13 protein-coding genes and 4 tRNA genes are annotated in these 26,926 nt (G+C 66.3%); 9 read left to right on the top strand and 8 right to left on the bottom strand.

The annotated features are described in order from the left end of the window. Nucleotides 1-100: 100 nt before the first annotated feature. Together BM154_RS00340 and BM154_RS00335 are read left to right on the top strand one after the other, a co-directional pair. Nucleotides 101-589: a glutathione peroxidase gene (locus tag BM154_RS00340; protein ID WP_074879498.1), complete on the top strand. Its 489-nt coding sequence runs from the start codon at nt 101-103 to the stop codon at nt 587-589. Further along, a complete protein-coding gene (locus tag BM154_RS00335) occupies nt 570-1,034 on the top strand; it encodes a MarR family winged helix-turn-helix transcriptional regulator (RefSeq protein ID WP_074879495.1) in 465 nt (154 codons plus the stop codon). The genes BM154_RS00340 and BM154_RS00335 overlap by 20 nt, the downstream gene beginning before the upstream one ends. Nucleotides 1,035-1,041: 7 nt before the next feature. Here the strand turns inward: BM154_RS00335 and BM154_RS00330 are convergent, their stop codons facing one another. Continuing rightward, the gene (locus tag BM154_RS00330) at nt 1,042-3,351 is read right to left on the bottom strand and encodes a hybrid sensor histidine kinase/response regulator (protein WP_074879492.1); all 2,310 of its coding nucleotides are present in this window, start codon (nt 3,349-3,351) and stop codon (nt 1,042-1,044) included. 104 nt (nt 3,352-3,455) lie between these two features. On the opposite strand from BM154_RS00330, the gene BM154_RS00325 reads away from it, so the two are divergent. Both BM154_RS00325 and BM154_RS00320 read left to right on the top strand, forming a co-directional pair. After that, nucleotides 3,456-4,346 carry an ATP-binding protein gene (locus BM154_RS00325; protein ID WP_074879489.1) on the top strand — a complete coding sequence of 297 codons (891 nt, stop codon included), beginning with the start codon at nt 3,456-3,458 and terminating at the stop codon, nt 4,344-4,346. Continuing rightward, nucleotides 4,343-4,825 carry a GAF domain-containing protein gene (locus tag BM154_RS00320; protein WP_074879486.1) on the top strand — a complete coding sequence of 161 codons (483 nt, stop codon included), beginning with the start codon at nt 4,343-4,345 and terminating at the stop codon, nt 4,823-4,825. The genes BM154_RS00325 and BM154_RS00320 overlap by 4 nt, the downstream gene beginning before the upstream one ends. Before the next feature lie 34 nt (nt 4,826-4,859). On the opposite strand, the gene BM154_RS00315 is transcribed toward BM154_RS00320, so the two are convergent. Beyond that, nucleotides 4,860-5,630 carry a hypothetical protein gene (locus BM154_RS00315; protein ID WP_074879482.1) on the bottom strand — a complete coding sequence of 257 codons (771 nt, stop codon included), beginning with the start codon at nt 5,628-5,630 and terminating at the stop codon, nt 4,860-4,862. Nucleotides 5,631-5,945: 315 nt separating this feature from the next. Here BM154_RS00315 and BM154_RS00310 point away from each other — a divergent pair. The 4 genes from BM154_RS00310 to BM154_RS00295 all read left to right on the top strand — a co-directional run bounded on the left by BM154_RS00310 (nt 5,946) and on the right by BM154_RS00295 (nt 6,337). Next, nucleotides 5,946-6,021 (top strand) — tRNA-Glu (locus BM154_RS00310). Nucleotides 6,022-6,034: 13 nt separating this feature from the next. Next, nucleotides 6,035-6,110: transfer RNA gene (locus tag BM154_RS00305), tRNA-Gly, on the top strand. Nucleotides 6,111-6,156: 46 nt separating this feature from the next. Then, nucleotides 6,157-6,232, top strand: a tRNA-Glu gene (locus tag BM154_RS00300). 29 nt (nt 6,233-6,261) lie between these two features. Beyond that, nucleotides 6,262-6,337, top strand: a tRNA-Gly gene (locus BM154_RS00295). Between the two features lie 317 nt (nt 6,338-6,654). Here the strand turns inward: BM154_RS00295 and BM154_RS00290 are convergent. Both BM154_RS00290 and BM154_RS00280 read right to left on the bottom strand, forming a co-directional pair. Next, complete coding sequence (locus BM154_RS00290; RefSeq protein WP_249042782.1) at nt 6,655-7,488, bottom strand: TonB-dependent siderophore receptor; 834 nt, start codon at nt 7,486-7,488, stop codon at nt 6,655-6,657. Nucleotides 7,489-7,785: 297 nt separating this feature from the next. Next, nucleotides 7,786-9,543, bottom strand: coding sequence for an ABC transporter ATP-binding protein/permease (locus BM154_RS00280; protein WP_074879480.1), 1,758 nt, complete (start codon nt 9,541-9,543; stop codon nt 7,786-7,788). Between the two features lie 230 nt (nt 9,544-9,773). Here BM154_RS00280 and fhuF point away from each other — a divergent pair, with 230 nt between their 5' ends. Next, a complete protein-coding gene (gene fhuF / locus BM154_RS00275) occupies nt 9,774-10,430 on the top strand; it encodes a siderophore-iron reductase FhuF (protein ID WP_074882272.1) in 657 nt (218 codons plus the stop codon). Nucleotides 10,431-10,442: 12 nt separating this feature from the next. Here fhuF and BM154_RS00270 read toward each other — a convergent pair whose 3' ends face one another. The 4 genes from BM154_RS00270 to BM154_RS00255 are packed head-to-tail and all read right to left on the bottom strand — an operon-like array spanning nt 10,443 to nt 26,872. Next, complete coding sequence (locus BM154_RS00270; protein ID WP_074879477.1) at nt 10,443-11,216, bottom strand: thioesterase II family protein; 774 nt, start codon at nt 11,214-11,216, stop codon at nt 10,443-10,445. 11 nt (nt 11,217-11,227) lie between these two features. After that, nucleotides 11,228-12,865 (bottom strand): cyclic peptide export ABC transporter, encoded by a 1,638-nt coding sequence (locus tag BM154_RS00265; RefSeq protein WP_074879474.1) that lies wholly within the window; start codon nt 12,863-12,865, stop codon nt 11,228-11,230. Nucleotide 12,866: 1 nt separating this feature from the next. Further along, a complete protein-coding gene (locus tag BM154_RS00260; protein ID WP_074879471.1) occupies nt 12,867-16,712 on the bottom strand; it encodes a non-ribosomal peptide synthetase in 3,846 nt (1,281 codons plus the stop codon). Beyond that, nucleotides 16,712-26,872 (bottom strand): non-ribosomal peptide synthetase, encoded by a 10,161-nt coding sequence (locus BM154_RS00255; protein ID WP_074879468.1) that lies wholly within the window; start codon nt 26,870-26,872, stop codon nt 16,712-16,714. The genes BM154_RS00260 and BM154_RS00255 overlap by 1 nt, the downstream gene beginning before the upstream one ends. Nucleotides 26,873-26,926 lie beyond the last annotated feature (54 nt).

Below are 26,926 nucleotides of genomic sequence, written 5' to 3'. Positions count from 1 at the left end.
TCGGCCCGCTCTCGGCGGGCCTTATTTTACGAAAATAAATTGTGTGCAATTTAATTGCTGGCTATTCTTTAACCTTCCTTGACCATCGGGTTTCCCCTCCATGAGCCAACAGTTGCTGGACATACCCTGCACCACCATCACTGGCGAGCAGAAGCGCCTGGGCGACTTTGGCGCCAAGGCGATTCTGGTGGTCAACACCGCCAGCCAGTGCGGCTTCACCCCGCAATACCAGGGGCTGGAAGCGCTCTGGAAAGCCTATCGCGACAAAGGCCTGGTGGTGCTGGGCTTTCCCTGCAACCAGTTCGGCAAGCAGGAGCCGGGGGACGAGCGGGCCATCTCCAGTTTTTGCGAGCTGAATTTCGGGGTGAGCTTTCCGCTTTTTCGTAAGGTCGAGGTCAACGGCGCGGCGGCCCATCCGCTGTTCGTGCAGCTCAAGCAGCAGGCGCCGGGGTTGCTCGGCACCCAGCGGATCAAATGGAATTTCACCAAGTTCCTGATCAGTGGCGATGGCCGCCAGGTAAAGCGCTATGCGCCGACTACCAAGCCCCAGGCGTTGCAGGCGGCGATCGATGCCCTTGTCCAGGGATGATCTGCAGCTCGACCGGCAACTGTGCTTCAAGCTGTACGCCGCGTCCCGCCTGGTTGTGCGCGCCTACAAGCCGATGCTCGATGGCCTGCAGCTGACCTACCCGCAATACCTGGTGATGCTGGTGCTCTGGGAGTGGGATGAGCGGGCGCCCTCGCAGCCGACGGTCAAGGCCCTGGGCGAGCGCCTGCTGCTCGACTCGGGCACCCTGACGCCGCTGCTCAAGCGGCTGCAGTCGGCAGGGCTGGTGGAGCGGCGGCGCAGTACCCTGGACGAACGCGAGATGCACCTGGCTGTCAGCGAGCAGGGGCGTGCATTGCGCTGCCGCGTGCCGGCCCTCAAGCGGCAGTTGCTGTGCGAGCATGGCGTCGATACCGAGCAGTTGGAGCCGTTGCGTGCTCAGCTGGATGCGTTGCTGCGGCGCATGGCCGAGCAGTTACCCAGTTAGCAGGCGGTCAGGCAGGCAGCCACTGGTCGAGCAGGGCGAGCAGCTCTTCGCGGCGAAAGGGCTTGGCCAGGTAATCGTTCATGCCCGCGGCCAGGCAGCGCTGACGCTCGTCGGACAAGGCATTGGCGGTCAGGGCAATGATCGGCAGCTGCTGCCACTCGGGCATTTCGCGTATCCGCCGGCTGGCCTCGTAGCCGTCCATTACCGGCATGTTGCAGTCCATCAACACCAGGGCGAAGGATTGCTCCTGCAGTCGCTCCAGGGCCTGCTGGCCATTGTTGGCCAGCACCACCTCGAGTCCCTGCTTGGCCAGCATGCCCTTGGCGACCAGTTGATTGACCGGGTTGTCCTCGACCAGCAATACCTTCGCCTGTTGACGCGGAACCGGGGCAGCGGGCAGGGCGCCTGCCGAGTCGTCTGGGGAATGCTGCAGTGCATGGTTGAGGGCTTGCAGCAGGTGCTGCCGGGTGAGGGGCCTGGCGACCTGTTCGAGGGGCGCCAGCGCCGCGGCCTGCTCGGCACCCAGGAAGCTGCCGTAGGCGGTTACCAGAATGATCGGCGTAGCGGTTTGCTGGCGCAGCCTTTCCATGCAGCTGGGGCAATCGCTGATGATCACGTCGGCCTCGATGGCCTCGACATCCCGGGCGCTGTCCAGGCGCCGATAGCTCAGCCCCCAGTTGCCAACCCAGACCGGCAGCAGCTCGGCCAGGCCGGTCTCGGCAGCACAGATCGCCAGTACCCGCCCGTTCAGCTTCGGCGCAGGCAACGCTGCCTCCAGGCTCGGTAGCGGCAGAACGGCGCTGAAGCGGCTGCCGATACCGGGTGTGGATTGCAGTTCGAGCGTGCCCTGCATCGCCTCGCACAGGCGACGGGTCAGGGCCAGGCCCAGGCCGGTGCCGCCGAATTGCCGGGTGATGTTCGCGCCGGCCTGGGTGAAGGGTTGGAAGATGCGTGCCTGGGCCTCTGCCTCGATGCCGATGCCGGTGTCGCGGACCTCGATGCGCATGCGCTCGCCCTCGGCCGTGATGCGAATATCGACACGGCCTTCGCGAGTGAATTTGAGCGCATTGGACAGCAGGTTGCTGACGATCTGCCTGACCCGGGTCGGGTCGCCAAGCACCTGGGCTGGCAGCCTCGGATCGAGCAGACAGGTGAGTTCCACGCCCGGCTGGGCATTTTGCGACAGCAGGCTGGCGGTGCCTTCCACCAGTGCGCCAAGGTCGAAGGCGATGCGCTCCAGCTCCAGTTGGCCGGCTTCGAATTTCGACAGATCGAGGATGTCGTTGAGCAGGTCGACCAGCACCTTGCCCGAGTCGTGGGCGATGGACAGCTGCTGACGCTGCTCGCTGTTCAGTGGACCTTCCAGTGACAGCGCCAGCATACCCAGCAGGCCGTTGAGCGGAGTGCGGATTTCGTGGCTCATGTTGGCCAGAAAGATCGAGCGCGCCTGGGCCATGGCCAGGGCGTCGCGGCGGGCCTGCTCCAGCTCGTCGTTGGAGCGGCTGAGGCGGCTGTTGGCCGCTTTCAGCTCGACGGTGCGGGCGGAAACGATGGTTTCCAGTTCGCCCAGGTAGTCGGTCAGGCGGTCTTCGGCGCTGCGGCGCTGTTCGATCTCGGTGGCGATGCTGGCAAGCTGGCGGTTGGCGACCTTGACCAGCACGCCGATTTCGTCGCGTTCGTGACCTGGCGGGCAGGGCAGCGGCGTGCGGTCGGGCGTGCGCAGGTCACGGCCAGCGAGGGCCTGGATGACCTGGGTGAGCGGCTTGGTGAGCATGAAATAGAACAGCACCAGCAGGATCACCGACATCAGCAGGCTGCGGGTGAAGCCGTTGATCATGGTTAGCAGCGAGCGTTTGAGAAAATTGCTGCCAAAGGCATAGGTATCGACGTCCAGTTGCAGCACGCCCAGCTGTTCGGCAGGGGCGTGGTCGACCGACAGCCGGGTTTCGAAATGGCGACTGCTACCGAACAGGAAATCGCTGAAGATCCGATAGTTGCTCTGCATGGGCGGCTGCATGGCGCTGGCCAATACCTCGCCACTGTTGTCGACGATGCGCGCGCCGGTCACCGCTGGCGAACGACGTAGGCCGACCACCAGCTCCTGGGCCAGTTCGGCATCGATGTTATAGGCGATTCGCGCGGCAGGATTATGGCTGATCTCCATCAGCGCACGAATCTCACGGTTGATGGCCGCGTCTTCGCTGGCATAATCGACGCCGATCTGCACCAGGCTAAGCAGGGCGCCCAGAATGAAGGCGACCAGAACGGTAAGGCCTGCCTGCTTGAATGACAGTCGCTGTCTGAGTGGTATTTCCATATCGGGTGGTGATGTCTCGTTCCGTTCGCTGCCCAAGCATAGTCGATCTGGCCTGCTTTTCGGCACGCCTGCCTCACAGACCGGATATTTTGAGGAGCTGCTACGTGGATTCCCGTTTTGCTGATTTTCTGGTTCGCGCCGAATGCGTGCTGACCCGCCTCGAACCACTGTTGCCGGCCGTTCGCGAGCCGCTGGACTGGACACATACCCTGGCCGCGCGCTGGCAGCGCGAGGGGCGCTCGGGCTACCTGCAGGGGCTCGAGGTCAGCCTCGACATGCACCTGGCGGACCTGATCGGCGTCGATACCCAGCGCGAGCAGCTGGCGCGCAATACCTGGCAGTTCGTGCAGGGCATGCCGGCCAACCATGCGCTGCTGTGGGGCGCCAGGGGCACTGGCAAGTCCTCGCTGGTCAGGGCGCTGCTGGCCGAGCATGCCAACGCCGGGCTGCGCCTGATCGAAATCGAACGCGACCATCTGGCGGACCTGCCGCGGGTGGTGGAGCAACTGATGAGCCTGCCGCAGCGCTTCATCCTGTTCTGCGACGACCTGTCGTTCGAGGCCGGGGAGGGCGACTACCGGGTGCTCAAGAGCGTGCTCGACGGCTCGCTGGAGCGTTCCCCGGAAAACGTACTGCTGTATGCCACGTCCAACCGCCGGCATCTGGTGCCGGAGCGCGAGAGCGACAACGCCAATACCAAGATGGTCGACGGCGAGTTGCATCCCAACGAAGCGGTCGAGGACAAGATCGCCCTGTCGGACCGTTTCGGCCTATGGCTTTCCTTCTACCCCTTCACCCAACAGCATTACCTGGATGTGGTGCGTCACTGGATCGAGGTTCAGGCCGCGCAATCCGGCCTCGAGTGGCAGTGGAGCGAGGAGCTGGAGAAGCTTGCCGTACGCTGGGCCACCGGGCGCGGCAATCGCAACGGGCGCTGCGCCTATCAGTTCGCCCGCCAATGGGTCGGGCTGCAATTACTGGAGAACTCGCAATGATCGATTTGAGCCAGACGGGCAACGGCCTGGACGGTTATGCCCTGATGAACGCACAGTTGCAGGCGTTGCTCTCGGGTGAACGGGATTTCATCGCCAATGCCGCGCAGTTCAGCGCCTTCGTCTATCACGAATTGGAGGATCTCAATTGGGCCGGCTTCTATCTGGTGAAGGATGACGAACTGGTGCTCGGCCCGTTCCAGGGCAAGGTGGCCTGTGTGCGGATCGCCTTCGGCCGTGGGGTGTGCGGTGCTGCTGCGGCCTCACGGCAAACCCAGCGGGTAGAGGATGTACATGCCTTCGCCGGGCATATCGCCTGCGACAGCGCCTCGAACAGTGAACTGGTGGTGCCGCTGATCAAGGACGGTCGACTGATTGGTGTGCTGGATCTGGATAGCCCGCGAGTAGGGCGTTTCAGCGAGGCTGACCAGCGTGGCATCGAGGGGCTGGCTGAGGTGCTGCTACGCGCCAGCGATTGCTGAGAGCCCTGCAGGGTATGGCTGAGCGGCAGGCCTCTCAGTCGTACAGCGCTTTCTTTTTCCAGTCGCCGTCTTCTTCTATCGACTTGAGCCCTTCGGTCAGCTCGCTGGAAGCCTCCTCGCTGGGGGCCTGGTGGCCGACCAGCATCGCGTTGACTCGCGCCAGTTGTTTTTCGAATTGCGCCAAGGTTGCCTGGTAGCGTGCCGTATCGGGTTGTTTCTGCAGAAACTGTACGGCGCGTTCCAGCGCCAGCCGGGCATGGCCAGTCTGTTGCTGTTGCAGCGCCTGCCTGGCCTGGTTGCCATACAGCTCGATATACAGCTGCGCCAGCATGTGGCGAATTTCCTTGGCCCATCCCTTGGCTTCATCCACGGGCAGTATGCCGCTCTGCGCCAGTTTGCCGACCTGGCCATGCAGCGCCTCAAGCTGCGCGCGCACCAGGGTGGCCTTGGCATCATCGGTCACGTTGAAGGGCGCATTGCGTACCGGGATGTCCTTGCCCTGGGCGAGCAGCTTGCGCAGTTCCTCGGCCATGGTCGCGTAGGCACTGTCTTGCTTGTCCACCTCCAGAATGCGCTCGGCGAACTGCAGCTGCAGCCGGCACAGCAACAATTTGAGTTCGGGGGTCATGAACTGGCCGGCGAACTGTTCGTTGAGGTCGGCGATGCGCCGATAGCGTTCGGCCAGGTCGGCTTTCAGGCGCGACTTCTTGCGCTTGTTGTTTTCGGCCAGCTGATTCAGGTAGGCCAGCAGCACCAACAGCGTGATACCGCCGATTATCGCCATGGTGATCACGAGCGAGGACATCGTCTTAACCTCTTGAAGGCCGTTGTGCAGGGCGCAGCGACCCGCGAGGTGGTGGCTGCCTGTCTATGCCGATCATCTTACTCGCGTTCTGCCATCATTGCGCGCATTAGGCGAGGGCCGCGCCGCCGGCCTGCTGCATTAAAGCAGGCACTACCGGTCGGCGCAGCGCCTCGGCACCTGGAATCCGGGTGAAGTCGTTGATTTTAAAAAATTTTATATGAGAGGTTGACGACTGTTGAAAGCCTCCATAGAATGCGCGCCACTTCCACGGTAATGCTGAAAAGCACAGCGCGGAAGCCGGAGATTCCGGGCAACGTCCCCTTCGTCTAGTGGCCTAGGACACCGCCCTTTCACGGCGGTAACAGGGGTTCGAGTCCCCTAGGGGACGCCAATTTGTTGTAAATGCGGGAATAGCTCAGTTGGTAGAGCACGACCTTGCCAAGGTCGGGGTCGCGAGTTCGAGTCTCGTTTCCCGCTCCAGATTCCAGATTCAGCCTGGCAGTTGAATCGCGGTAAGAAGTTCCAGGTCCCCTTCGTCTAGTGGCCTAGGACACCGCCCTTTCACGGCGGTAACAGGGGTTCGAGTCCCCTAGGGGACGCCACTTCCAAAAGAAGTGGAGCAGTAAAGATTGCGGGAATAGCTCAGTTGGTAGAGCACGACCTTGCCAAGGTCGGGGTCGCGAGTTCGAGTCTCGTTTCCCGCTCCAAATAAACGAAAACGCCGCTCAATAGAGCGGCGTTTTTGTATCTGCGTTTCGGCGCTGAAAAAAGCCCGCCAGCATTTGGATTGCTGGCGGGCTTTTTCGTCAGTGGCGGCTGGTTGGTGCCGGCATTGCCAGCGGTTGCTTTTACCGGTTTCCGCCAATCTAGCCATCTATGGTCGGGATGACGTGGGGTCTGTGGTTCCGAATCTCGAAACCTGTACCTGTCTCGATTAAGAGTCGAAGTACCGCTGGGTCTGGTCTATGCGCCAGAAAGGGCGCGCGCCACAGCAAGGAGCTTGCTCGGCGCGCGGGATGGCCGGTCACCAGGTGAAGTTCACCGAGGTCAGCAGGGTGCGCTCGTCACCGTAGTGACAGGTGGAGAACTGCACTGCGCGTAACGCTTGTCGGTCAGGTTGCTGGCGTTGACGGTCACGTCCCAGTTTTCGTCGATCCGGTAGCGTGCCATGGCGTCGAACAGGGTATAGGCTGGCATGGCCGAATCCATACCCGAGGCCTGCGTGGTGCCCATGTAGCGAGCGCCGGCGCCTAAGGTCAGTTGCGGAATCCCCCAGTCGACGAAGTCGTAGCTGGTCCACAGGGCGGCCTGGTGGGTCGGTGCGCTGACCTACTTCATCGGCAATCGAGCTCTTGGTGGTGCGGGCATCGGTATAAGCGTAGGTGGCTATCACGCTGAGTGTTGGGGTGACATCCGCCTTGGCTTCCAGCTCCAGGCCGCGGGAGCGTACCTCGCCGGTCTGGCGGAACTCCTCGGTACCTGGATCCTGCTTGAGCACGTTAGTCTGGGTCAGCTCGTAGACTGCTGCGCTGAGCAGCATATTGCTGTCCTTGGGCTGATAGCGCACGCCTGCTTCGTATTGCTTGCCTTCGGTGGGGGTGAAGGTCTGGCCGGTGACTTGCGCAACGGAAACCGGGAAGAACGACTCGCTATAGCTGATATAGGGCGCCAGGCCATTGTCGGCCTGGTAGACCAGGCCTGCGCGGTAGGTAGTGGCTTCGTCATCCTGACTGGCCTTGGCTCCATTGCGATGGGCCGTCTGCTGCTGATCGGCCCAGTCGTGGCGGCCACCCAGCAGCAGGGTCCACTTGTCGCCGAATTTGATCTGATCCTGGAAGTAGACGCCTTTTTGCAGCATATATCGCTCAGGGCGATGGGCAACTGGCGCAGCAAGAGCAGGTTGGCCGCCACGGCGGGGGCCAGGAAGCAGAAGTACCATTTCGACCAGGTAGAGGTCAGTGCCAGCAGATCGTCGGTGCCATGGCGCGCCGCCAGGGTACGGATGAACTCAGCGAAATAGTCCGGCTGAAACAGTTGTGGGCCGGCAAGCGTATGCGCCGGGTCACTGGCGAGCCGCAGTTTGTCCCCATAAGCAGCCAGCGGGCCGTTGAACAGCGGGGCAAGGCTGAGGATCATTCAAGCTGCCCCGCTGCCGTCACGGGACGGAAATGCGGGGTTGTCGGCTGGGCGATGGGCTATCGGGCTCATGCTGGGTGGCTTGCTGATCAGGCTCGTCATCACGTGTCGCGCGGCAGTATAAATCCAGGGTTTTGTCATGCAGGGCCTCCAGCGAGGCGCGATGCCCGACGCTGATCACGATGGCGTCCGGCAAGGCACGGCGCAATTGCCGGTAACAGCTCATTTCGCTGGCTTCATCCAGTGCGGAGCTGCTTTCGTCCAGGAACAGTACCCTTGGCTGCAGCAACAGGGCGCGCACGAAGGCGCAACGCTGCTGTTCGCCGATGCTCAGGGTCTGCGACCAGTCCAGTTCGCTGTCGAGCCGTTCGCTCAGGTGGCCGAGGCCGCACTGCTGCATCGCCTCGAGCAGTCGCGGATCTGCTTCCGGGTGCGGTGCGGAGGGGTACCAGAGCATGTCGCGCAGGGTGCCGAGCGGCAGGTAGGGTTTCTGCGCGAGCGTGAGCGTATTGCCCAGGTCGTAGCGTGCCACACCGGCTGCATGGCTCCAGACGCCGGTGAGGGCGCGGATCATGGTGGATTTGCCGAAACCCGAGGGGGCGCGGATCAGTAGACTTTCGCCCGGCTGCAGATGCAGGTCGAAGCCATCGAGCAGCATCCTGCCTTCTGGTAGCCATAGCGACAGGTTCTTGACTGCAAAACCATCGGAGCTGTGCTCGAGGCATACGCCGTTCTCGTCACCAACGCTTCCCAGACGCCGTTGGAAGCCGATCAGACGATCGACGACCGCTTTCCATTCCGCGACCTCGGGAAACACCTTGACCAGATAGGCCATGGCTTCGTGAACCTCGCCGAAGGCGGCGCTGAGCTGGGTCAGGCGGCCCAGGGGGAAGGCGCCGGCGAAGAACTGGGGCGCCATGATGAACATGGGAATGATCATGGCGCTGCGCATGTAGAAGGTGGAGTAGCCAAGCACGATCTTCTGCTGTTTCACCAGGGACCAGAAGTTCTCCAGTGCCGCTCCCAGGCGCTGGCTGAAGCGCGCGTGCTCTTCGCTCTCGCCCCGGTACTGGGCCACGGCTTCGGCGTTTTCCCGCAGGCGCATCATGGCGAAGCGGAAATCCGCTTCGCGACGCTGCTGGATGAAATTCAGACGTGGCAATGCGCGCCCCAGCCAGAAGGCGCCGCCGGTGCCGAGGATGGAGTAGAGTAGCGCTGCCCATACCAGCAGGCCGGGGATCACCAGTTCTTCGCCCGCGAAGGGAATGCGCACCAGGCTCGATGCCTGCCAGAGGATATGCAGGAAGGAGAACAGCGACAGCAGGGCGGTCATCAGGCCCAGGCTGAGTTTCAGCGACAGGGTGATGAGCAGGTTGATGTCGTCGGCGATGCGTTGGTCGGGGTTGTCGGTTTCCGGAACCCTAAGCTGCAGCTTGAGATAGCGATGGCGTTGCAGCCAGAGTTGCAGGGTGTTCTCGGTGGCCCAGCGGCGCCAGCGCAGGGTGAGTTTCTGCTGGAAATGGAAGGCGGCCACGGTGAAGGTGGCCAGGCCCAGTTGCAGGAAGAGGAACTGCACGCCACCGATCAGGAAGGCGTCGTAATCCAGCGCCTGCAGGGCATTGTAGAAGTGCAGGTTCCAGAAGTTGTAGAGCAGGTTGACCCCGACCAGGCACAGGTTCATCAGGATCGTGCCGAACAGCAGCAGGAAGGCGGGGCGTCTTTCGGCAGACGACCAGAACGGCCGGGCGAGCAACCAGAAATCACGTAATGTCTGCATGTGGCCTCGAGTTGCCCGGCGTGAAACGCGTTGAGTTTATAGAGGGGCGGCTATACCATCAACGCTAATCGTTCTCATCGTTATGACCGACGCGGCGGAGGCAGGCCATCGAACTTCCGGATTGGCTGTGCCAAGCATGGCCACCCATCCAGCGCGTGATCCAGGTCGAGAGCCAGGGGCGCGCGGCGGTACCGCTGCCCGACCTGGCCGATACCAGTGTGCTGTACCCCATGCTCGAACGTTTCGCCGAGCTCTATCCGGGGATCAAACGCCCGCCAGTGGCCTCCCAGTGGTCGATGAATTACCTCAGCGTCATGCTGCCGGCCACGCTGGCGGCGGTGTTGACCCGTGACCTGGCCATTGCCTTCTGGGAGCGGGAGGTCGCCTTGTTGCACGAGGCGGGCCAGCCCCGGGCGCTGTGGCTGCCGACGCCGCAGGCCTCACTGGCCGCCGGGCAGCGCGATGACTACTGGGCGCGTCTGCTGCATGAGCACCTGGAACCGCTGTTCAGCAGCATTGCCACCTGGGGTGGGCTGGCGCCGAAGGTGCTATGGGGTAACTTCGCCGCTATCTGGGATGGCGCCTTCGCTCGCATCGACCCCAACCTCGCGCGTGAGGGATTCGCCGAGGCCCACCGCTGGCTGGAGCGTGCCGTGGTCGCTGACGGACGGCTGAAGCCCAGAAGCCTGCAGTGGATGGTTGATTCGCCGGCGCCCGAGGTCTGTGCACGCATCCCCTTGCGCCGTCATTGCTGCCTGCACTATCAGTTGCATGCCCCGGTAGCCGGCAAGCCGCAGGTGCTGTGCGAATCCTGCCCGAAGCTGCATCGCCTGCCGCAGGCGGAGCAGGCGAGTTATCTGCGCTATATCTACGGCGGCGAGTCCTAGCACCGCTCCGGGCTACGCAACTACTCCCAAGCGACGCCTTACCAGCTCCAGCACCGCATCCGGCTGCTCGAAGGCGAAGAAATGCCCGCCCTCGAAGCCGTGCAGTTCGCATCCCGCTCTGGTTTCCGTCTGCCAGTCGTGCAGCGTTTCCTCACCCACATGGGCATCGTCATGCCCGGCCAGCACGCTCATGGGCACGTCGAGTCGTGGGCGCTGCTGGTAGCGGTAGCGGCTCAACAGGGCGAAATCGGCGCGGATGGCCGGTAGCAGCAAGGCCATCAGTTCCTGATTGGCCAGCACTTCGGGCGGGGTGCCGGCGTAGTCGCGCAGTTTGATCAATAGCTCACCGTCGCTCAGCAGGTCGTAGCGCGGTGCACCGACGCGGTGGCGCGGCGCGCCGCTGGCCGAGACGAACAGATGGCGGGGAGAGGCCAGGCCGCGTCTGACGCAGTGATGGGCCAGCTCGAAGGCGACCAGGGCGCCGAGGCTGTGGCCGAAGAAGGCGAAGGGGCGGTCGTCATGCCGGGCGATGACCTGGCCCAGTTGTTCGAGCAATTGGGCGAAGTCGTGCAGCGGCGGCTCGCCGAAGCGGGCGCCACGTCCTGGTAGCTGGATGGCGCAAAGCTGGATGCTCGGCGCCAGTTTCGCGAACCAGGGCATGAAGCTGCCGGCGCTGCCACCGGCGAAGGGAAAGCAGAACAGGCGCAGGCGCGCGCCGGGCATTGGGCGGGTCTGGATCCATGCCGAGTCAGCAGGGCGTTGCTCGGACAGCATCTGGGCATGCATGGCCTGCCTCCTCAGTAGGCCGCCGCCGCGAGCGGCTCGGTGCTGGTTTCCGACACGCAGCCCTGGTCCACCTTGATCAGCCGATCGGCCAGGTGGAAATAAGCGTCGTCGTGGGAGATCACGATCACCAGTTTTCCACGCTGGCGCAGATCAGGAAGGATCTTGGTGTAGAAGAAGCGTTTGAACACCGGGTCTTGGTCCGCCGCCCATTCGTCGAACAGGTAGCAGGGGCGGTCGTCGAGGTAGGCGGCCAGCAGGGCCAGGCGCTTGCGCTGGCCGGTGGAGAGGTCGAGGGTGGACAGGCGACCGCCTTCGATATTGACCTTGTGCGCCAGTTGCAGGTGCGCCAGGTAGTCACGGGCTTGCTGCATCAGGTGGGGGTCATCGCCGTCGAGCAGGTGCTCGAACAGGCAGAAGTCGGTGAAGATCGCCGAGAAATGCTGGCGGTAGAGATGATTCTGCGTGCTCGCGGATACCTGCTCGTCGAGCAGCAGGTCGCCGCCTTCGGGTTGATAGAGCCCGGTCAGCAGCAGGGCCAGTGTGGTCTTGCCGCTGCCGTTGCCACCGGTGATGAAGACCACCTCGCCAGCGCGTAGCTCGAGGTCGAACGGGCCAAGGGTGAAACGGCCGTCCTCGCCCTCGCGGTAATAGCTGTGGCGCACCTCGCGGCATGCCAGGCGTGCCACGTGTCGGGCCGGCGACAGGGTATCGGCCGGGGTGCCGGCGACTTCCAACTGCCCTTCGAGTGCGCGAATCTTGCGCAGCGAGACGCTGGCGCGGCCCAGGGTGGGCAGGGCATTCATCAGTTCCGACAGCGGTGTGATCATGTACAGCAGGGCGAGGATGTAACCGGTCACCAGCGTCGCGCTAAGTTCGATGAACTGGGGCGCGAGGAACAGCACCGTGCCGATCAGCAGGTAGAAGATGCCGTTACCCCAGTTGAGCACCAGGGCGTAGATGCTCATGCCGCGTACGAAGTCGCGGCGGTACTGCTGGCTGATGGGGTAGAGCAGGCGCTCGAAGAACTGCAGGCGCCGCGAGTGGTTGAGCTGCAGTTCCTTGCTGCCGTCGGTGAGCAGGCGGTATTGGTCGAACAGTTGATCCTTCAGCTCGCGGGCCTTGCCGATGGAGGTCAGGGCCTTGCGCTGAGGCCAGTGGAAGCTGGCCGCGCCGAGCAGGATCAGTGCCGCGGTCAGGCCCAGCAACGGCAGGCTGAGCCAGCCCAGATAAGCCAGGCAGGCCAGCACGATGCCGCTGTTGACCAACATCACCGGCACCAGCTCCACCGCCTGGCTGATGGTCTGCGTATCGTCGGTGAGCATCGCCAGCAGGCGGTGCTTGCCCAGGCGTTGCAGGCGTGGATAGGGGGTGTCGATCAGCTTGCCGCTCAGGTGCAGACGCATGTCGCTGATCGCGGTCTGGCCCAGGCGCAGCAGGCTCACGTCGGAAACGATGCGTGTGCTCACCACCAGAACCACCAGGCCGGCGAACAGCAGCCCATCGGCCGGGCGCAGTTGGCCGAAACCGGCCAGGGAATGGTTGATGTTGGCGATCAGCCCGGCAGCCGCCAGGCCGCAGGCCAGACCGGTACTGGTGGCGATCAGCAGGGTGCGCCAGGAACGTCGCGCCAGTAGCAGTAACAGATCCATCTCAAGTCATCTCGTGGTTCAAAGGTTCACGCCGTGCGGTACCCAGATTGGCCAGGCTCTCGACCAGAGCCCGTTGCCAGGCAGCCTGGCGCAGGATGTCCAGGTGCTGTGCGGCAATGGTCTGCTCGCGGCTCGGGCCTTGGCTAAGGCTGCGCCAGTCCGGCGCGCTGAAGTCCTCGGCTTGCAGTGTGGCGCTGGCCCACCAGAGGTTCAGCGGGCAGCGTAGCGTGACGGGGCGGAAGGTGCCGATCAGTGTCTGGGTATGGGCATGCTGGCGCAAACGGTATTCCAGTTGCTCCCAACTGTCGCCTGCCAGGTGCAGGCCCTGCTGGCGAGCCCACTGCGCCATGGCCAGTGGCCATTCGTCTGGCGTGTATGCGAGCAGGTGAACGCGCGCCGCCTCGGCCAATGCCGACAGCCGCTGCTGACTTTCGGCATCGAGTTGTTCGGCGGCCGCCTGCAGCAACGCTTCCAGGCTTTGTGTCGCTGTGCTGCGCTGGGTCTGCGAGTCGACGATGCCGAGAAACGCCACCTCCTGGCCGGCCTGCTCCAGTTGCGCGGCGGCGCAGAAGGCCAGCAGGCCGCCGAGTGACCAGCCGAGCAGGTGGTACGGGCCCTGCGGCTGCTGCCGGCGCAACTGCTCGACGTACACCGCGGCCAGGGCCTCGAGTGTGTCGCGCCCCGGCAGCGGGCTGCCTTCGGCCAGATAGGTGGCTTGCAGGCCCCAGAGGTTCCAGTCGCCCAATACCTCGCTCAGGACACGGTAGTCCTGCACATGGCCGGTGGAGGGGTGGAAGCAGAACAGGTTGCCTTTTGCCCCATCGGTTCGCGACAGCGATACCAGTGGCGAGAGTTGCATCTGTGCCTGCACCAGCTCGGCGAAACGCGCCACGCTCGGCGCATTGAACACGGCGTTGACCGGCACCGAGGTACCCAGCGCGTTCTGCAGGCGGCTGGCCAGCTTGACCGCGGCGAGCGAGTGGCCGCCGAGGGCGAAGAAGTCGTCCTCGATGCCGACCCGCTGCAGACCCAGCACCCCGGCCCAGATCCCCGCCAGCAACTGCTCCAGCGGGGTGCGCGGCAGGCTGTCGCCGACCTGGTCGAGCACCTGTTCGGCCCACTGGGCGAGGGTCTTGCGATCCAGCTTGCCGTTGCCCAGCAGTGGCAGGGCATCGACCAGGCGCAAGGCCGGCAGCATGTGTTCCGGCAGCCGCTCCTGCGCCTGGCTCTGCAACTGGGCGAGCGTGCGGACCTGGCCGTGCTCGAGGGTGAGAAAGGCGTACACCTGCTGGTCGAACGGGCCGCGTGCCACGCAGGTGACGGCGGCCTGGGCCACGCCGGGCAGGCGGGCGAGCTGCGCCTCGATATCGTCGAGTTCCACGCGGAAGCCGCGAATCTTCACCTGGCGGTCGACACGGCCGATGATCTCCAGGCTGCCGTCCGGGCGGTAGCGCGCGCGATCGCCGGTGCGATAGAGACGTTCGCCGGGTAGCTGCGGGTGGTCGCCGAAGCGCTCCCGGGTCTGCTGTTCGTCCAGGTAGCCGCGTGCCAGTTGCGGCCCGGCGAGGTAGAGCTCGGCGGCCTGGCCGGGCGCGGCCTGGTTGCCTTGGTCGTCGAGCAGATAGGTGCGCATGCCGTCCAGACGGTCGTCGAGGGGCAGGTGATGGTAGTCGATGGCCGGGTCGAGGCGATGCATGAGCACGCCGATGGTGGTTTCGGTCGGGCCGTAGTGGTTGTACACCGTCAATGTGGGGGCGAGGCGACGCAGGCTCTGCAGCAGGCGTTGCGGGCTGTGCTCGCCACCGAGGATCAGTTGCTTGCGCGGCAGGGTGGCGGCGGCTGCGCTGTGCGCGAGCCAGGCGTCGAGCAAGGAGGGCACGGTCTTCAGGTGATCGATCGGGTGGCGGGCCTGGTAGGTCGCCCAGGTTGCCGCATCGAGGCTGGTGGCCTTGTCCACCACGTGCAGCTCACCGCCGCTGAGCAACGCAGGGAACAGCAGGGTGTAGCTGAGGTCGGCGGCCAGCGAGGTGACCAGTGCGCTGCGCTCGCCGGGCGCCAATGCCAGGCGCCGGAGCAGGCTGTCCACGTAGCTGCCGAGCTGGCGATGTTCGATCACCACGCCCTTGGGCGTGCCGGTGCTGCCGGAGGTGTGCAACACGTAGGCGGCGCTGTGGGCGGCAATGGGCAGCTCCAGCGGGCTGTCCGGCAGGTGCTGCCAGCGTGGCAGGTCATCCAGGTCGAGGCTTTCCAGGCCGGCTTGCGTCGGTGCCGGGGCGCTGCCGTCGACGAGCAGGAAGGCCGGCTGGGCGGCGGCCAGGATCGCCTGGCTGCGGGCCAGCGGCTGCTGGTTGTCCAGTGGCAGGAAGGCTGCGCCACTCTTGAGCACGCCGAGCATGGCGACGATGGCGTCGGCATTGCGCTCCAGGTGCAAGGCCACACGATCCTCGGCGCCGATGCCGCGCGCGTTGAGAAAACGCGCCAACTGGTTGCTGCGCGCCTCCAGTTGCGCGTAGGTCAACTGCTGGCGGGCGTCGCACAGCGCCAGGCGCTCGGCGAAGCGCGCCGCCTGCTGGCTGAAGCGCAGAGGGAAGGCCATGAAGGAGGTGTCGGGCAGTTCGCTGCGCTGGCCCTGCACCGCGGCCAGGCTGGCGTCGAAACTCGGGCTGTGCAGCGCCAGTGCCTGCAACTGTTGCTCAGGATCATCGAGGGCGGCGAGCAGCAGGGAGCGGTATTGCTCCAGCAGCACCCGTGCGCTCTGCAGGTTGTAGCCGCTGCTGGTGAAGGCGAGGTTGAAGCGGTAGGCGATGGCGCCTTGTGCGTCGCTGAAGGCCTCCGGGGTGAGCAACAGGTCGAAGGCCTGGGCCGCCGAGTTCAGTTCCACTACCGAGAGCGTCGTGCCCGGCATGCCGGCCACCGGCAGCGCCTGGGGCAGCAGACCGCCCCACTCGAAACCGTAGCGACTGGCATCTGGCGATGGGTCGCTGGTGATGTCGCAGTATTCCTGCCATTCGCGTGCGCGGTCGCACAGGCGCTGCACGCCATCGAGGGCCTCGCTGAAGCGGCTCTGCGCGGGGAAGCGCCAGGCCAGGGGCAGGGACTTGGCGAACGCGCCCCAGCAGCCGGCCAGTTCGTCGTAATCGTCGCGGCAATCATGCACCCAGTTCATCGTCAGGGCCGGCGCCTCGCCCGGCGTCAGACGCTGCAGCAGGGCGCACCAGGCCGTCAGCAGCACCTCGGCGGGGCTTACCTGGTGCCGCTGGCAGAAGGCATCCAGGCGTGCCGCCAGCTCTGGCGTGCCATCCAGCTGGGCGATCAGTTGCCCGGGCGTGGCCTGCAGGCGCGCCTGGCGATAAGGCAGTTCGCCCGATGCATGTTCGCCCAGGGCCTGTTCACGCCAGTAGCGGCGGCCCAGCTCGGCATCTTCCTCGTCCTGCAGTTCATATAGCCAGGCGCTGTACTGGGTGTAGCTCATGTCCTCGTCATCGGCCTGCGCTTCGCCCGCCAGCGCCCTGGCCAGACGCAGCAGGGTGCCCCGGTCGGCGCTCAATGCCGGCAATTGCAGATGCAGGCGCTGGTGCCCGCTGCCCAGTACCTGGCACTCCAGCTGCACGCCGGCTTCGGCGTGCAGCGCCTCGCTCGGCGGCAGGATCCGTTGCAACGGCACGCGCAGCCCCGGCGAGGGGCACAGCCGCAGGCGCAGGGCCTCATGGCGTGCCACCAGGGCCTGCAGGCGGCCGTGCAACTGCGCCAGGTCGACCGTGCCGTGCAGATCGAGGGTCAGCGAGGCGGCAGGTAGACCCGCCTGCCAGCGCAGGCGTTGTTGCGGTGAAAGCTGGAACTGTTCCATCAGTGACTCTCCTCCAGTTCCAGGTCGGCGCGCGTGGTGCCTTTCTCGAGTGCCTCGAGCTCGTCGCGGCGCATCATCTGGCCCATGGCGACGCAGATCTTGCGTTCGCCCTCGAAGGGGTCGCGGGCATGGGCGACCAGCATGTTGTCGAGCATCACCACATCGCCTTTCTGCCAGGCGAAGCGCACGGCGCAGGCCTCGTAGACCCGGCCGATCTCGGCCATCACCTCGTCCTCGATGGGGCTGCCATCGCCATAGCAGACGTTGCGTGGCAGGTGCTCGGGGCCGAACAGCTCCAGCAGGTTGCCGCGCACCTCCGGCTCCAGGCAGGCCGGGTGGTGCAGTTGCACCTGGTTGAAGAAGGACGCTTCGCCGGTGTCCGGGTGGTGGACGATGGCCGGGCAGCGCTGGGCGATGCGCAGGCCATCCTCACCGAGCCATTGCCATTGGGTGCCGGCCTCACGGCAACGTTGCTCGACTTCTTCGCGCCGTTCGGTCTTGAAGAAGTCCTGCCAGCGCACATCGAGCTTGTCGGTGAAGTGGCGAACGTAGAGCAGGCCCTGGGTGCGCAGTTTCTCGACGATCGGTTGCGGCAGGCGGGCGAGCACCTCGCGGCAATCGACGATGGGGGTGCAGCCGCCCTGCGGCGCGGGTTTCTCGCAGTAGAACCATTGCTTGCGTGGCCATTGAGCAAGGTGCGAGCTCTCGTTGTGGAACAGGATCATGTGCTGCTCCGGGTAGGGCGTGGAGTGGTAGATGTTCTTGCCCGAGTTGTTCTTCGGCAGGTCGCCGTAGGTGCCGTAGAGATCGGGTTCGATGGCCTGGGCGAACTGCTCGAAGGCGCTGGCGTCCGGCAGGTCGAAGCCTCGGAACAACAGGCCGCCGTGGCGCCGTAGCTGTTCACCGATCCAGCCACGGGCCTGCTGCGCCCAGCTCACCGGGTCCAGCTCGCCGAGGCGTGGTTCGATCAGCAGCGGCAGGGCACGCTCGACCGCCAGGGGGGCGCTGCGCACCTGTTCCTCGGGGCGCTGGCTGACGGCGCTGGCGCGGGTCTGCTTGAGCTTGCTCAGTTTGGACAGCTTGCGCGAGGCGCGGCTTGCCTCGTCCTGGGTGGATGCATCGTACATGGGGCTGTTCTCCGTGACGGCCGGGCTGCGCAGGCGCCAGTCCCAGCCTTGCAAGGCGTGTTCGGGGGCCTCGATGACCCGTTGCAGCAGTTCGTCGAAGCCGCGCTGCAATTGCTCGATGGTGTCTGCCTGGAACAGGCTGGTGCGGTACACCCAGCGCAGGGTCAGGCCTTGCTCGTCTTCCTCGGCGAACAGGGCCAGGTCGAACTTGCTGGTTTCCTGGCGCGGGGCCAGGTGCTCGACGTGCAGGCCGGGCAGTTCGGCGGACGAGCGGGGCGTGTTCTGCAGGACGAACAGCGCCTGCACCAGCGGGTTGACCCCGGCCTGGCGTGGCGGCTGGAGGGTCTCGACCAGCTTGTCGAACGGCACCTGCTGGTGCTGGAAGGCGGCCAGGGTCTCGTCGCGCAGATGCTGCAGGCGGGCGCTGAAATCCTCTGCCGGGTCGAGGCGCGCGCGCAGCGGCAGCACGTTGACGAAGAAGCCGATCAGGTGCTCCAGGGCGGGCTGCTCACGGTTGGCCAGGTCGGTGCCGACCAGGAAGTCGTCATCGCCGGTGACCCGTTGCAGCAAGCAGTTGAAGGCGTTGAGCAGCACCATGAACAGCGTGGCGTGCTGTGTCTGCGCATAGGCTTGCAAGCGTTCGGCCTGGGCCCTGGGCAGGGTCTGGCGCAACGCCGCGCCCTGATAGTCGGCCTGGGCCGGGCGCGGTTTGTCCAGTGGCAGGCGCAGCAGCATCGGTGCACCCTGCAACTGGCTGCGCCAGAAGTCGATGTCGCGCGCCAGGCGCTGCTGCTGCGCGGGGCTGCGCTGCCAGTGGGCATAGTCGGCGTACTGGATGGGCAGGGCCGTCAGTGCCGGCGTTTGCCCGGCGCGGTAAGCGCTGTAGGCGGCGATGGCTTCCTCGACCAGGATGCCCATGGACCAGGCATCGGTGGCGATATGGTGCAGGGTGAACTGCAACACATGGCGCTTCTCGCCCAGGCGCAGCAGGCGTGCGCGCAGCATGGGTGGGCACTGCAGGTCAAAGGGGCGGGCGGCCTCCTCGTCGATGCACTGCTGCACCTGCGCGTCGTCATCCGCCGCCAGCGATTGCACCGGCAGTTCCAGGCGCACGTCATCCGCTATGACCTGGCGCGGTGTGTCGCCTGCGAGGATGAAGCCGGTGCGCAGCGACTCGTGGCGATCCAGCACAAGCTGCAGGGCGGCGCGCAGCGCCTCGACATCCAGCTCGCCCTCCAGGCGTACCGCGGTGGAGAGGTTGTAGGCCGCGCTGGGGCCTTCCAGCTTGTCGAGGAACCACAGGCGCTGCTGCGCGTAGGACAGCGGCAACGCTTGCGTGCGCGGCACCGCCACGATCTCCTCGAGGGCGGCTGCATTGGGCGCCTGGGCATCCACCACCTTGGCCAGCTCGGCCACGCTGCGATGCTCGAACAGGGCGCGCAGCGGCAGCTCGACGGCGAGCCGGCGGCGGATGCGCGCAACCACCTGGGTGGCCAGCAGCGAATGGCCGCCGAGGGCGAAGAAGTCGTCGTCGATGCTCAGCGAGGTCAGGCCGAGCAGGTCCTGCCAGAGCTCGGCCAGGGCCTGCTCGGTGGCCGTGCGCGGCGCCACCTGGGCCTGGCTGACGGCTTCGCTGGGCAGGCCGAGGGCGGCCAGTGCACGGCGGTCGACCTTGCCGTTGGCATTCAGCGGCAGGCTTTCCAGGCGACGCCAGTGGCCAGGAACCATGTAGCTCGCCAGTTGCCCGCGCAGGTGCTCGACCAGCAGTGCCTGCGCCGTGGCAGCGTCCAGCGCCGCGTCGCGGAACACGTAGCAGGCCAGCAGTTGCAGGTCGCCGCGGGCGTCCGGCAGGGCCAGAACCACGGCGCTGTCGACCTGCGGATGGCGCATCAGGCGGTTCTCGATCTCGCCCAGTTCGATGCGGTGGCCACGGATCTTCACCTGCTGGTCACGGCGCCCGAGGTACTCGATCACGCCGTCGGCGCGGTAGCGGCCGATATCACCGGTGCGGTAGAAGCGCGCGCCCGGCTCGAACGGGTGATCGACGAAGGCCGCACGGGTGCGCTCGGCATCGCCCAGATAGCCGCGGCCGACCCCCACGCCGGCGACGCACAGCTCGCCGGGCACGCCGATGGGTTGTGGGCGCAGCTCGGCATCGAGGATATAGAGCTGGTTGTTGGCGGTCGGTCGGCCGATCGGCATGTGCGCGCAGTCGCCTTCCGATGCCTCGTGGATGGCATGGAAGGCCACGTCGTCGGAGCACTCGGCCGGGCCGTAGGCGTTCATCAGTGGGGTGCCGGGGAAGCGGCTGCGCCAGTCGCGCGCCAGTGCCGGTGGCAGCGCCTCACCGGTCGGCAGCAGCCAGCGCAGGCTGTCGAGCTGGTGCTGCGGGCCGGCCTCCTGAAGCAGGCCGCGAATCAGCGCCGGCACTGCCTCGAGCAGATTCAGACGCTGGGTTTCGATGGCATCGAGCAGGGCGGCCGGGTCCTGGGCGACGGCGTCCGGCAGGATGTGCACCGTGGCGCCGACGATCGGCGCGGCAAGGAACTGCCAGACCGAGATATCGAAAGCCGGCGATGCGCTCTGGGCGATGCGGTCCTCGCTGCACAGGCCCAGGGTCGGCACCTTGCCGAAGATGTTGTTGAGCATGCCGCGCTGCTCCACCAGGGCGCCCTTGGGCGTACCGGTGGAGCCGGAGGTGAAGATCACGTAGGCGAGCTGGTCGGGGCGATGGGCGTACTGCACTGGCGCCGCATCGCCTTGCCACAGCTCCTGCACCACCAGGCAGCCGGGCTGCCGGGTGACGTCTGCCAGTACCCTGTCGAGCAGCCCGCTGGCCTTCTCGTCTACCAGCAGCAGCGGCGCGCCGCTCAGCTCCAGCAACTCGCCCAGTCGCTGCGGCGGGTGCTGGATGTCCAGCGCCTGGAAGGCCGCGCCGGCCCTGAGCGTGGCGATCATCATGCACAGCAGCGCCAGGCCCCGCTCGGCGGCCAGGGCCACCAGGGTATCCGGGCCGGCACCGGCCTGTTGCAGGGCGTGGGCGATGGCGTTGCTGCGCCGGTCCAGTTCGGCGTAGCTGAGCGTTTCTCCGGCGCACACCGCGGCGAGGCGTTGCGGATGGGCGCGTACCTGCTCGGCGAACAGGGCCGCGTAGCTGCGCTGCAGCGGGAAGTCGACGGCGCTGTCGTTCCACTCCACCAGCAGTTGCCGGCGCTCGGCCGCGGGCAGCATCTGCAGGTTGCCGAGCGGCGCCTCGGGTTGCTCGAGCATCTCGCCGAGCAGTTGCACCAGGTGGCCCAGCATGCGCTGCACGCTGTCCTCACCGAAGCGGCCCTGGTCATAGGACAGGCGGATACCCAGGCGGTCGCCGGGGTAGAGCACCACCGTCATCGGGAAGTTGGTGTGCACGCGGTCTTCGTAGATATCGATGCTGAAACCGTCGAGGCGGACGCTGGCGACGTCCAGCGGGGCGTTCTCGAACACCACCAGGCTGTCGAACAACGGTTGCCCACGGGGAATCTCGCTGCCCCGCTGGATCTCCACCAGTGGCGCGAACTCGTGGTCGCGCAGCTCGGCGTTGTGCGACAGCAGCGCCTGCAGCCAGTCGATCACCGGGCGCTCGGGGTCGACGTCGACCCGCAGCGGCAGGCTGTTGATGAACAGACCGACCATCTCCTCGACCCCGGCCAGCGCGGTGGGGCGACCGGCCACGGTGACGCCGAAGAGCACGTCGCGGTTGCCGCTGTAGCGCGACAGCAGCAAGGCCCAGGCGCCCTGGATCCAGGTATTGGGGGTGAGCTGGTGCGTCTGGCAGAGCTGCTGCAGGCGCTGGGTGCTGGCGACGCTGAGGGTGGTGTTGCAGTCGCCGACCACGTCCGGCGCGCGATCCGGCTGGGCCACGGGCAGATCGACCTGCAGCGGCGTGGGCGCCTCGAAACCCGCCAGTTCGCTGCGCCAGAAGGCTTGCGCGCCGTCCATGTCCTGGCGGGTGAGCCAGCTCATGTAGCCACGGAACGGGCGCCAGCGTGGACGCGCCACCGCTTCGCCACGCGCCAGGGCCTGGTAGATGGCCAGCAGGTCTTCCATCAGCAGGCCGAAGCACCAGGCATCGGTGAGGATGTGGTGGAAGCTGCGCACCATGCTGAAGCGCTGCTCGGCCAACTGGAACACACGCAGGTAGGTGAGTGGCGCACGGCTCATGTCGAAGCCACGTTGGCGTTCGTCGGCCAGCACGGCATCCATCGCTTCGCGCTGACGCTCGGCATCGAGGTGACGCCAGTCATACCACTCGAAGGCCAGCTCGGTATCGCGATAGACGCACTGCAGCGGCTCATGATCTTCCTGCCACCAGAACGCGGTGCGCAGCATCGGGTGGCGCTCGAGGAACAGCTTCCAGGCGCGCTCCATGGCCGATCGCTGCAACTCGCCGTCCCAACTGTAGCGCTGCTGCATCAGGTAGATGCCGCTGTGCGGTTGCAGCAAGGTGTGCAGCAGCATGCCCTGCTGCATGGGCGAGAGCGGGTAGAGATCTTCCAGGCGTGCCCAGGGCAGCGGCTCGCTGGCCAGGGTCGCGGCCTGCCCATGGCACAGGGGGAAGGCCGCACTGGCCGGGCGTAGTTCGGCGTTGTCCGCCAGCGCTGCGAGGGCCCGCAGATGTGCCACCAGGCCAGGCAGCCAGGTATTGGCCAATGGCCCTTCGGCGCGCAGATGCAGCCTGTTCTCGTGCCAGCAGGCGTCGAGGGTCAGCCCTTCGGCCATGGTCGGTTCACGGCTGGCGGCCTGGATCTCGGCGAGCACCGCCTGGGCCTCGCGGTGGGCGTCCCAGTCGCCGCGCCAGCGCAGGGCGAGCGCCGGCGTCGGCAGCTCGCGCAAGGGTTCGAGCAGGTAGGGGTTGTCCGCCAGGTGGCGCAGGGTGCCGTAGTCCGCGCCGAACTGCGGATAGTCGCGCAACTGTGCGGCCAGATCCTGCAGGCGGGCCAGGGCGTCGCCGCTCGGGGCCTGCAGGTAGAAGGGCACTGGCAGGGTCAGCGTGCCCAGCATCCGTGCCGGATCCAGGTCCGCCAGGGCGATCGGCGCCTGCAGCGGCAGGCGGTTGGCATCCGGGCGGCCGGCCTGCAAGGTCAGGGCGAGCGGTGCGCCGCTTTCGCCACCCAGGTGTTCGATCAGGCCGCTGGCCAGCAGCACCTCCCAGTCCAGTTGCAGGGTGTCGACCAGGCGCTTGAGGCGTGCCGAGGTGTCCGCGTCCAGGCGCGCTTGTGCCTGTCCATCCTGCTGTCCGGACAGATCGAGGGCGGGCAGCTCCAGCCCGGCGAATTGCAGCCAGTGTTCCCAGACCTCGTCCAGGCGCTCGCTGCTGGCGTCCTGCTGTTGGTGTTCGCACCAGGCGCCGAGTTCGCCGCCGCTGTAGGACAGGCGCAGCGGCCGTTGGTAGCGCAGTTGCGTGAGTGCCAGGTTGAGGTCGGCGAGCAGCAGGGGCCAGGCCGCTTCGTCGAGGCACAGCGGGTGGGCGACCAGCAGCAGCCGGTCGCCTGCCGCGCCGCGCAGCAGGCTGGCCTGCAGGCCCTGCCCGGCGGCCAGGTCGAGGCGGGCGAAAGCGGCCTCGGCCAGCGCTTGCAGGGACTCGTCGTGGTGCCTGCACTCGCTGACTTCGATGGCGGCGGGCGTGTTCAGTACCTGCTGTTGCCACTCGCCATCGGCACTGCGTTGCAGGGCCAGGCGCAATGCCTGGAGATGGCCTTGCAGCGCCGTCAGGGCCTGGGCCAGGTGGCTGGCTGCCAGCTCGCCGTCGATGCGCAGGCAACGCCAGCTTGGCTGTAGCGCACTTTCCAGACGCGCACGCTGGCCGGCGCTCAGCGGGATGGCGAAACCGTCGCCCTGTTGCCGGGCGGCGGCGCTTTCGGCGCCAGCACCGAGCACCTGGGCGATATCGGCGATGGTGCGGTTCTCGAACAGTTGCTTGGGCGTCAGCTTCAAGCCCTGCTGGTTGGCGCGGGCGATGATCTGCAGGTTGAGGATCGAGTCGCCACCGAGGCTGAAGAAGTTGTCGTGCACCCCGACCCGTTCGACCTTCAGCACCTCCTGCCAGATGCGCGCGAGCAGGGCTTCGACCTCGTTGCGCGGCGCGACGTGGTTGGCGCTATCGGCAGCCGGGGCACTGGGCAGCGGCAACTGGCGCAGGTCCGGCTTGCCGTTGGCGGTCAGGGGAATGGCGTCGAGGGTGATGACGTGGGCCGGCACCATGTAGTCCGGCACGCGGCGGCTCAGGTCGTCGCACAGTTTGCTGGCCGACAGCGACTGGCTGGCCACCACGTAGGCCACCAGGCGCGGCGTGCCATCCACTTCCAGCACGCGCACCAGCACCTGTTCGATCAGCGGCGAGAGGCGGCGGATCTGTGCCTCCACCTCACCCAGTTCGATGCGGTTGCCACGAATCTTGACCTGATTGTCGACGCGGCCGAGGAAGGCCAGTTGGCCGTCAGCCAGCCAGCGCACGCGGTCGCCGGTGCGGTACCAGCGTTGCCCGTCGCTTGCGACGAAGCGCTCGGCGCTGAGGTCGTCACGGTGCAGGTAGCCGCGGGCCAGGTCGCCGGCGATCCACAGCTCGCCGGGAACGCCGATGGCCACCTGGCGGCCATTGCCGTCGACCACCCGCAGGCGGCGGTTGGCCAGGGGACGACCGAGGGCGACCAGGCCGATGTCGGCCGCCAGCGGGGTGGCCAGCGCCCCCACCGTGGCCTCGCTCGGGCCATAGTGGTTGAACAGGCGCAAGGTCGGCGCCAGGGCGCCTACCTGGCGCAGCAGTTCGGGCTTGAGCGCGTCGCCACCGAATACCAGGCGTTGGCGAGGCAGCAGGCGTGGGTCGGGGTGGGCCTGGAGCAGGCCCTGCAGATGGCCGGGCGTGATCTTCAGCACATCCACCGGGTGCTCGCCGAAGAAATCGGCCAGGGCCAGCGGATCGAAGCTGGTGTCTTCGTCGACCAGGATCAGGCTACCGCCGTTGCACAGCGCGCCGAACAGCTGGGTGTGGCCGAGGTCGGCCGCCACCGTCGAGAGCAGGCCATAGCGCGCCGCGGGAGGCGGGTCGAGCAGCTCGGCGACGGCGGCGAGGTAGCCGACGATGGCCCGGTGCTCGACCACCACCCCCTTGGGCGTGCCGGTGGAGCCGGAGGTGTAGATGACGTAGGCCGGGGCATCCGCATCGTCGCCCGCCTGTACCGCCGTGCCGGGCAGGGCGGCGATGGCGCTTGCCTCGTCGTCCAGCCACAGCCGGGCCGGGCTTTCGCCACGGGGCAGGCGCGATTCCAGGGCGCGCTGGCTGATCAGCAGGTCGGCTCGGCTGTCCTGGAGAATGTCCGCCAGGCGCCCGGCCGGTTGCTTAAGATCCAGCGGCAGGTAGGCGGCGCCGCACTTGAGGGTGGCCAGCAGCGCCACCACGAAATCGACGCTGCGCTCCAGGGCCAGGGCGAGCAACTGGCCGCTGCCGATCCCCTGGGCTTGCAGGTGGTGGGCCAGGCGGTTGGATTCGGCATCCAGTTCGGCATGGCTCAGGGCACGGGAACGATCCTGCACGGCCAGGCGCTCGGGATGACGCTTCACTCCGTCGACGAAGCGTTGCTGCAGGGTGCTGGCGGCGACCGCCAGGTGCGCACCCTGGCCCTGGGCTTCCAGGCGCCGGCGTTCTTCTTCGCTCAGCCAGTCCAGCGCCTGCACCTTGGCCTGCGGTTGCTCGGCCATGGCCAGCAGCAGCGCACGCAACTGGGCGCTGAGCAGGGCGATCTCGGTGTCGCTGAAGCGGCTGCGGTCGTAGCTGAACAGGTATTGAAGGCATTCACCGGGCACCACGATCAGCGACAGCGGGAAATGGTTGCGGCCCTGGGTCAGGCGGATGCCATCGGCCCGGCGCTGCTCGGGCGGGGCGCTGAAGCGCAGGCCTTCGGCGTCCTGGTTGAGCGCATCGGTGACGGGGAAGTTCTCGAACACCAGGATCGAATCGAACAGCGCGCGCTCGGCCGGCACCTGGCTCAGGGGTTTGAGGCGGCTCAGCGGCAGGTAGGCGTGCTGGCGCAGGTCGCTGTTGCGCTGTTGCAGCACCTGCAGCCAGTCGCCGAGGGCGCGGTCGTCGTCCAGGCGCACACGCAGCGGCAGGGTGTTGATGAACAGGCCGACCATGCTGTCGACACCGGCCAAGCCGTCCGGGCGACCGGCGACGGTGACGCCGTAGACCACCTCGTCACGCCCGGCGTGCTGCCCCAGCAGCAGCGCCCAGGCACCCTGGATCAGGGTGTTGACGGTCAGGTGCTGGCTGCGGGCGAACTGGTTCAGGCGTTCGGTCTCGGCGGCGTCCAGGCATGTTTCGCGCTCGGCGTAGGGATGCTCTTGTGGCGCCTCGGGCGGCGCGGCGAAGCTCGGCAGTGGCGTGGGTTCGCTGAAATCCTGCAGTTGCTCGCGCCAGAAGTGCTCGGTGGCCTGGACGTCCTGCTCGGCGAGCCAGGCGATGTAATCGCGGTAGCTGCGGCTTGGCGGCAGGCCGGCGCTGTCGCCGCGCACCTGCTGGTAGTAGAGGGCCAGCCATTCCTGGATGGCGACGCCAACGCTCCAGCCGTCCATGAGGATGTGGTGAAAGGTCCAGATCAGGTGCCAGCGCTGCTCCGGCAGGCGCACCAGGCACAGGCGCATCAGCGGTGCATCGTTGAGTTCCAGCGCCTGCTCGCGCTCCTGCCGCGCACATTGGCGCAGGGCCTCTTCGGCCTCGCCGCGCTCGCGCCAGTCCAGCTCGTTCAGCGGCAGGGCAACCTCGTGCTGCACCACCTGGTAGGCATCGTCCAGGTCTTCCCAGAGAAAGGCCGTGCGCAGCACCGCATGGCGCTGCATGAGCGCCTGCCAGGCACGGCGGAAGGCGCCGGTGTCGAGCGGCCCGGTCATGTCCAGGCTGAGCTGCTGGTAGTACACCCGTGAATCCGGTTCATAGACGCTGTGAAACAGCAGACCGTGCTGGGTGGGCGAGAGGGAGTAGATGTCCTCGATGTTGCTCATGATTCTGGTTCCAGTCCGTAGGCCGTGAAAACGTGTGCAGCGCAGTGCGGGCGC

It is taken from the genome of Phytopseudomonas argentinensis (assembly GCF_900113905.1).
GTDB lineage: Bacteria > Pseudomonadota > Gammaproteobacteria > Pseudomonadales > Pseudomonadaceae > Aquipseudomonas > Aquipseudomonas argentinensis.
Note: the sequence above shows the minus strand (reverse complement) of the source record. Positions and strands in the feature narration are given on the sequence as shown.

Coding starts and splice junctions, on each gene's coding strand:
- BM154_RS00340 (WP_074879498.1), top strand. CDS start 101: ATGAGCCAACAGTTGCTGGACATACCCTGCACCACCATCACTGGCGAG.
- BM154_RS00335 (WP_074879495.1), top strand. CDS start 570: ATGCCCTTGTCCAGGGATGATCTGCAGCTCGACCGGCAACTGTGCTTC.
- BM154_RS00330 (WP_074879492.1), bottom strand. CDS start 3,351: ATGGAAATACCACTCAGACAGCGACTGTCATTCAAGCAGGCAGGCCTT.
- BM154_RS00320 (WP_074879486.1), top strand. CDS start 4,343: ATGATCGATTTGAGCCAGACGGGCAACGGCCTGGACGGTTATGCCCTG.
- BM154_RS00315 (WP_074879482.1), bottom strand. CDS start 5,630: ATGTCCTCGCTCGTGATCACCATGGCGATAATCGGCGGTATCACGCTG.
- BM154_RS00290 (WP_249042782.1), bottom strand. CDS start 7,488: ATGCTGCAAAAAGGCGTCTACTTCCAGGATCAGATCAAATTCGGCGAC.
- BM154_RS00280 (WP_074879480.1), bottom strand. CDS start 9,543: ATGCAGACATTACGTGATTTCTGGTTGCTCGCCCGGCCGTTCTGGTCG.
- fhuF (WP_074882272.1), top strand. CDS start 9,774: ATGCTCGAACGTTTCGCCGAGCTCTATCCGGGGATCAAACGCCCGCCA.
- BM154_RS00270 (WP_074879477.1), bottom strand. CDS start 11,216: ATGCATGCCCAGATGCTGTCCGAGCAACGCCCTGCTGACTCGGCATGG.
- BM154_RS00265 (WP_074879474.1), bottom strand. CDS start 12,865: ATGGATCTGTTACTGCTACTGGCGCGACGTTCCTGGCGCACCCTGCTG.
- BM154_RS00260 (WP_074879471.1), bottom strand. CDS start 16,712: ATGGAACAGTTCCAGCTTTCACCGCAACAACGCCTGCGCTGGCAGGCG.
- BM154_RS00255 (WP_074879468.1), bottom strand. CDS start 26,872: ATGAGCAACATCGAGGACATCTACTCCCTCTCGCCCACCCAGCACGGT.